Source organism: Streptomyces europaeiscabiei (genome assembly GCF_001550375.1).
Taxonomy (GTDB): domain Bacteria; phylum Actinomycetota; class Actinomycetes; order Streptomycetales; family Streptomycetaceae; genus Streptomyces; species Streptomyces europaeiscabiei.
In genome coordinates, this window is the sequence record NZ_LRTR01000159.1 from 1 (window position 1) to 6,205 (window position 6,205).

General features: G+C 70.2%; 4 protein-coding genes and 1 pseudogene. All 5 read left to right on the plus strand.

What is annotated here, in order from left to right:
* Nucleotides 1-1,722: pseudogene (locus AWZ10_RS07075) on the plus strand (hypothetical protein); the annotation flags it as partial.
* A gap of 236 nt (nucleotides 1,723-1,958) precedes the next feature.
* A complete protein-coding gene (locus AWZ10_RS07080) occupies nucleotides 1,959-2,897 on the plus strand; it encodes a coiled-coil domain-containing protein (protein ID WP_037695441.1) in 939 nt (312 codons plus the stop codon).
* A gap of 280 nt (nucleotides 2,898-3,177) precedes the next feature.
* Entirely contained in the window at nucleotides 3,178-4,152 is a 975-nt protein-coding gene (locus AWZ10_RS07085) for an ABC transporter ATP-binding protein (RefSeq protein WP_046705882.1), read from the plus strand.
* 3 nt (nucleotides 4,153-4,155) lie between these two features.
* Complete coding sequence (locus tag AWZ10_RS07090; RefSeq protein ID WP_060890686.1) at nucleotides 4,156-4,926, plus strand: ABC transporter permease; 771 nt, start codon at nucleotides 4,156-4,158, stop codon at nucleotides 4,924-4,926.
* A gap of 196 nt (nucleotides 4,927-5,122) precedes the next feature.
* A partial coding sequence (locus tag AWZ10_RS07095) for an ABC transporter ATP-binding protein (RefSeq protein WP_060890687.1) occupies nucleotides 5,123-6,205 on the plus strand: 1,083 nt, incomplete at its 3' end.

Below are 6,205 nucleotides of genomic sequence, written 5' to 3' on the forward strand. Positions count from 1 at the left end.
GCCCGGCGCCGCCGCGAGGCGGAGGAACTCACCGGCGCCGCCCGCCAGGAGGCCGACCAGGAGCGTCGGCGGGCCCGCGAGCAGAGCGAGGAGCTGCTGGCCTCGGCGCGCAAGCGCGTGGAGGAGGCCCAGGCCGAGGCCGTACGGCTGGTCGAGGAGTCCGAGCGGCGCGCCGGTGAGATGGTGTCGGCGGCCGAGCTCCACGCCCAGCAGGTGCGGGAGTCCGTCGCCGGGCTGCACGAGCAGGCCCAGGAGGAGATCGCCGGGCTGCGCAACACGGCCGAGCACGTGGCGGACCGCATGCGCAGGGAGGCGGAGGAGGAGTCGGACCGGGTCCGCGCCGACGCCTACGCGGAGCGGGAGCGGGCCACCGAGGACGCCAACCGGGTCCGCCGTGAGGCACGCGACGAGACGGACGCCGCCAAGGCGCTGGCCGAGCGCACGGTCGCGGAGGCCATCGCCGACGCCGAGCGGGTGCGTTCGGACGCCTCGGAACACGCCCAGCGGGTCCGTACGGAGGCCTCGGACGCCATCGCGCGGGCCGACCAGGACGCCTCGCGCACCCGGGCCGAGGCCCGCGACGACGCCAACCGCATCCGTTCGGACGCGGCCACCCAGGCCGACACCCTCATCACCGAGGTGACGGCCGAGGCGGAGCGGCTGACGCGGGAGACCAACGAGGAGGCCGAGCGCGTACGGGCCGAGTCCGTCGCCAAGGCCGACCGGCTGATCGGCGAGGCCACCGACGAGGCCGAGCGGCTGCGGGCCGAGGCCGCCGAGACGGTGGGCTCCGCGCAGCAGCACGCCGAGCGGGTGCGGGCCGACGCCGAGCGCGCGCGGTCCGAGGCGGAGACCGAGGCCGACCGGCTCATGGCGCATGCGCGCGAAGAGGCCGACAACACCCTCGACGAGGCCCGCAAGGACGCCAACAAGCGGCGCTCCGAGGCGGCCGAGCAGGTCGACACGCTCATCACGGAGACGGCGGCCGAGGCCGACAAGCTGCTCACCGAGGCGCAGTCTCAGGCGCTGAAGACCACCGCGGACGCCGAGGGGCAGGCCGACTCGATGGTCGGCGCGGCCCGCAAGGAGGCCGACCGGCTGGTCTCCGAGGCGACCGTCGAGGGGAACTCCACGGTGGAGAAGGCCCGTACGGACGCCGACGAGCTGCTGGTCGGCGCGCGCCGGGACGCGACCGCCATAAGGGAGCGGGCCGAGGAGCTGCGGGACCGCATCACGGCCGAGATCGAGGCCCTGCACACGCGGGCCCGCCGTGAGGCCGCCGAGACGATGAAATCGACCGGCGACCGTTGTGACGCGCTCATCAAAGCCGCCGAGGAACAGTTGGAGAAGGCGACGTCGAAGGCCAGGGAGATCGTTTCCGAGGCCAACTCCGAGGCGGGCAAGGTCCGTATCGCCGCGGTGAAGAAGGCGGAGGGTCTCCTGAAGGAGGCCGAGCAGAAGAAGTCCACGCTCATCCGTGAGGCCGAGGAGCTCAAGGCCGAGGCGATCCGTGAGGCCCGCCGCACGGTCGAGGAGGGCAAGCGCGAGCTGGAGGTGCTGGTCCGGCGCCGCGAGGACATCAATGCCGAGATTTCCCGTGTCCAGGACGTCCTGGTGGCGTTGGAATCTTTTGAGGCCCCGTCGGGCGGCAAGGACGGTGGAGTCAAGACGGGTGCCGCGGCGGGTGCGACTCGTTTGGGTGGCAAGTCGTCAGACGGCTAGCGGTGCCGGGGCGTTGCGGGTATCTTCCCGCGCCGCTCCTGCACTACGGACACCAATTTGTGTTCGTTTCGTGCTTGCCAAGGCCTTTATGCAAAATTTCTGGCAAGTATTCCGATGGTCGGCCACCCAAAAGGGGTGTCATTCTCCAGATCAAACGTGCATCTGCTCGATGACACGCCGCTTCGCCCCCTAGGATTCCACCTATCACCTCACCGGTCTCATTCGACAGGAACCCCATGAGCGACACTTCCCCCTACGGCTTCGAGCTTGTGCGGCGTGGATACGACCGCGCTCAGGTGGACGAACGTATCTCCAAGCTCGTCTCCGACCGTGACTCCGCTCTCGCCCGCATCACCGCTCTGGAAAAGCGCATCGAGGAGCTTCACCTCGAGACGCAGAACGCCCAGGCCCAGGTCACCGACGCGGAGCCGTCGTACGCGGGTCTCGGCGCACGCGTCGAGAAGATCCTCCGCCTCGCCGAGGAGGAGGCGAAGGACCTGCGCGAGGAGGCCCGTCGCGCTTCCGAGCAGCACCGCGAGCTCGCCGAGTCGGCGGCCCAGCAGGTACGCAACGACGCCGAGTCGTTCGCTGCGGACCGCAAGGCCAAGGCGGAGGACGAGGGCGTCCGGATCGTCGAAAAGGCCAAGAGCGACGCCTCTCAGCTGCGCCAGGAGGCGCAGAAGGACGCGCAGTCCAAGCGCGAGGAGGCGGACGCCCTCTTCGAGGAGACCCGCGCCAAGGCCGCGCAGGCCGCCGCCGACTTCGAGACGAACCTCGCCAAGCGCCGCGAGCAGTCCGAGCGGGACCTGGCGTCGCGTCAGCAGAAGGCCGAGAAGCGTCTCGCGGAGATCGAGCACCGCGCGGAGCAGCTCCGCCTGGAGGCCGAGAAGCTGCGCACCGACGCCGAGCGCCGTGCCCGCCAGACGGTGGAGACCGCGCAGCGTCAGGCCGAGGACATCGTCGCGGACGCGAACGCCAAGGCGGACCGGATCCGTTCGGAATCCGAGCGCGAGCTGGCGGCTCTGACGAACCGCCGCGACTCGATCAACGCGCAGCTGACGAACGTGCGCGAGATGCTGGCGACCCTCACGGGTGCGGCCGTCGCCGCGGCGGGCACGCCGGTCACGGACGACGAGCCGATCTCGCGCGGGGTGCCGGCGCAGCAGTCCCGGTAACACCCTTGCCTGACGGCGACAGCCGGAAGAGGCCACCAAGGCCCGCGTCTCCCCTCCGGGGGCGCGGGCCTTGGCCATTCCCCGTCGCCCGGCGGCACCTCGTAGCGCCGAGTTGCGCGACCTGCCCGCTCGGTTCCGGCGCCGGGTGCCCCATGGCTCGGGAGCCCTCCTGACTTCGCGGCTGCCACCGGTACGTGGCTGGTCACGCGGTTCCCCACGCCCCTGAAGGGGCGTCGCGCCTCCGGTGGCAGGGGCCCGGCCTCCGTTCTAGCGTGGCCGCATGATCGAGCTTGACGGGCTGACCAAGCGGTACGGCGAGAAGGTGGCGGTCAACCATCTGACCTTCGCCGTGCGGCCCGGGATCGTGACCGGGTTCCTCGGGCCGAACGGGGCCGGGAAGTCGACGACGATGCGGATGATTCTGGGACTCGACCGTCCCACCGCGGGGGACGTACGGATCGACGGCACGCACTACGACGGCCTCAGGGACCCGCTCAAGTACATCGGCGCCCTGCTCGACGCCAAGGCCATGCACGGCGGCCGTAGCGCCTTCAACCACCTTCTCTGTCTCGCGCAGAGCAACGGGATCCCCCGGGCACGGGTGCACGAGGTGCTGGACACGGTCGGGCTCACCTCGGTCGCGCGGAAGAAGGCGAAGGGGTTCTCACTCGGTATGGGGCAGCGGCTCGGGATCGCCGGTGCGCTGCTCGGTGACCCACGGATCCTGATGTTCGACGAGCCGGTCAACGGCCTCGACCCCGAGGGCATCCACTGGATCCGGAACCTGATGAAGTCGCTCGCGGCGCAGGGGCGGACCGTGTTCGTGTCGTCGCATCTGATGAGTGAGATGGCGCTGACCGCCGACCATCTCGTCGTCATCGGGCAGGGCCGACTGCTCGCCGACACCTCGATGGCGGAGTTCATCCGGCAGAACTCACGGTCGTACGTACGGATTCGTACACCGCAGCGGGAACGGCTGCTCGACGTCCTGCACGCGGTCGGCGTGATGGTCGTGGAGACGGGCAACGGGACGCTGGAGGTGGACGGCGGGAAACCGGAGCAGATCGGCGAGCTGGCCGCCCAGCACCAGATCGTGCTGCACGAACTGAGCCCCCAACAGGCCTCGCTGGAGGAGGCGTTCATGCAGCTGACGGCCGAGTCGGTGGAGTACCACGCGCACGACGGCGCCCCGGCGGCGAGCCCGGCCCCGGTCCCGGTCCACGACTGGGGCAGCAGCTGGAACCAGGAGGGATGACGCATGGCCGCCACCCAGGTGGTCCGCTCGGAGTGGACCAAGATCCGTTCAGTGGCGTCCACGGTGTGGACGCTGTCGCTGGCGGGGGTCGTCACGATCGCGCTCGGCGTGCTGATCTCGCTGCTGTCGAAGAACGAGTTCGACAATCTGAGCCGCGACGACCGGCTGTCGTTCGACCCGACGTTCATCAGTTTCGCGGGGATGACCCTCGGTCAGCTGGCGATGATCGTGTTCGGGGTGCTGGTGGTGTCGAACGAGTACAGCACCGGCATGATCCGGACATCGCTGGCCGCCGTGCCGCAGCGGGGCACCTTCCTCTTCGGCAAGATCGCGGTCGCCACCGCCCTCGCCTTCGCGGTGGGTCTCGCGACCAGCTTCGTGACGTTCTTCCTGGGACAGGCGATGCTCGGCTCGCACCGGGCCGAGATCGGCGACCCGGGCGTGCTGCGCGCGGTCTTCGGCGGCGGGCTCTACATGACCCTCATCGCCATGTTCTCGATGGGCGTCGCGGCGATGCTGCGCAGCCCGATGCTGTCGCTCGGCATCCTGATGCCGTTCTTCTTCCTGATCTCCAACATCCTGGGCAACGTCGGCGCCACCGAGAAGATCGGCCGGTACCTGCCCGACCAGGCCGGCAGCAAGATCATGCAGGTGGTCACCCCCGTGGACGACGACACTCCGTACGGACCCTGGGGCGGCCTCGGCATCATGGCGCTGTGGGTGGCCGCGGCCCTGCTCGGCGGGTACCTGATGCTGAAGAAGCGTGACGCCTGACCGGGGCTGGTGGCCGTCACGCGTGATCAGCGGCCCGACCGGCGGTTACGTACATGCCAAGCTGATGCCTCAGTGACCTGCGTGGTTTTACTTCCTCTTGGGCGGAACCGTCAACGCCCCGATAAGCTCCTAATCCTTACGGGGGCGTGCGCCCCGACGTCCTCGGACGTCCTGATCTGTTCGATGGGTGCGGAGAATGATCGAGGCAGTCGGCCTGACGAAGCGCTACGGCGCCAAGACGGCCGTGTACAACCTTTCCTTCCAGGTGCGGCCGGGGGCCGTCACCGGCTTCCTGGGGCCCAACGGCTCAGGCAAGTCGACGACGATGCGCATGATCCTCGGCCTGGACAATCCCACGTCGGGGCAGGTGACGATCGGCGGCTATCCGTACCGCAAGCTGCCGAACGCCGCCCGTCAGGTCGGTGCCCTCCTCGACGCCAAGGCGGTGCACGGCGGTCGCCACGCCCGCAACCACCTGCTGTCCCTGGCGCAGCTGTCGGGCATTCCGGCCCGCCGGGTGGACGAGGTACTGGGCGTCGTCGGCCTCCAGGACGTGGCGAAGAAGCGCTCCAAGGGCTTCTCGCTCGGCATGGGCCAGCGGCTCGGCATCGCCGCCGCGCTGCTCGGCGACCCGCAGGTGCTGCTCTTCGACGAGCCGGTCAACGGCCTCGACCCCGAGGGCATCCTCTGGGTCCGCAACCTGATGAAGGCGCTCGCCGCCGAGGGCCGTACGGTCTTCGTCTCCTCGCACCTCATGAGCGAGATGGCGCTGACCGCCGACCACCTCATCGTCATCGGGCGCGGCCAGTTGCTCTCCGACATGAGCATCAAGGACTTCATCTCGGCGAACTCCGCCGACTTCGCGCGCGTCCGGACGCCGGACACCGAACCGCAGCAGCGCGAGAAGCTGTCGGCCGCGCTGACCGGCGCGGGCGGCCAGGTGCTGCCCGAGCAGGACGGCGCGCTGCGTGTCATGGGGCTGCCGCTCCCCCGCATCAGCGACCTCGCGCACGGCGCCGACGTACGCCTGTGGGAGCTGTCGCCGCACCAGGCGTCGCTGGAGGAGGCGTACATGCGGATGACGCAGGGCGCCGTCGACTACCGGTCGACGACCGACCAGAAGGCCGGTTTCCAGCAGCCCCTGCCGCCCGGCGGGCAGCCGCCCGTGCCGGTGCCCGGACAGGGCCAGCCGGACTGGTACGCCCCGCCGGCGCCGCAGCAGGGCGGCCAGCCGTACGCGCCGCAGGGTCAGCCCGTGCCGCACGGACAGCAGCAGGGT

Excerpts from the sequence above, each read along its gene's own strand:
- AWZ10_RS07080 (WP_037695441.1), top strand. The coding sequence starts at position 1,959 with ATGAGCGACACTTCCCCCTACGGCTTCGAGCTTGTGCGGCGTGGATAC.
- AWZ10_RS07085 (WP_046705882.1), top strand. The coding sequence starts at position 3,178 with ATGATCGAGCTTGACGGGCTGACCAAGCGGTACGGCGAGAAGGTGGCG.
- AWZ10_RS07090 (WP_060890686.1), top strand. The coding sequence starts at position 4,156 with ATGGCCGCCACCCAGGTGGTCCGCTCGGAGTGGACCAAGATCCGTTCA.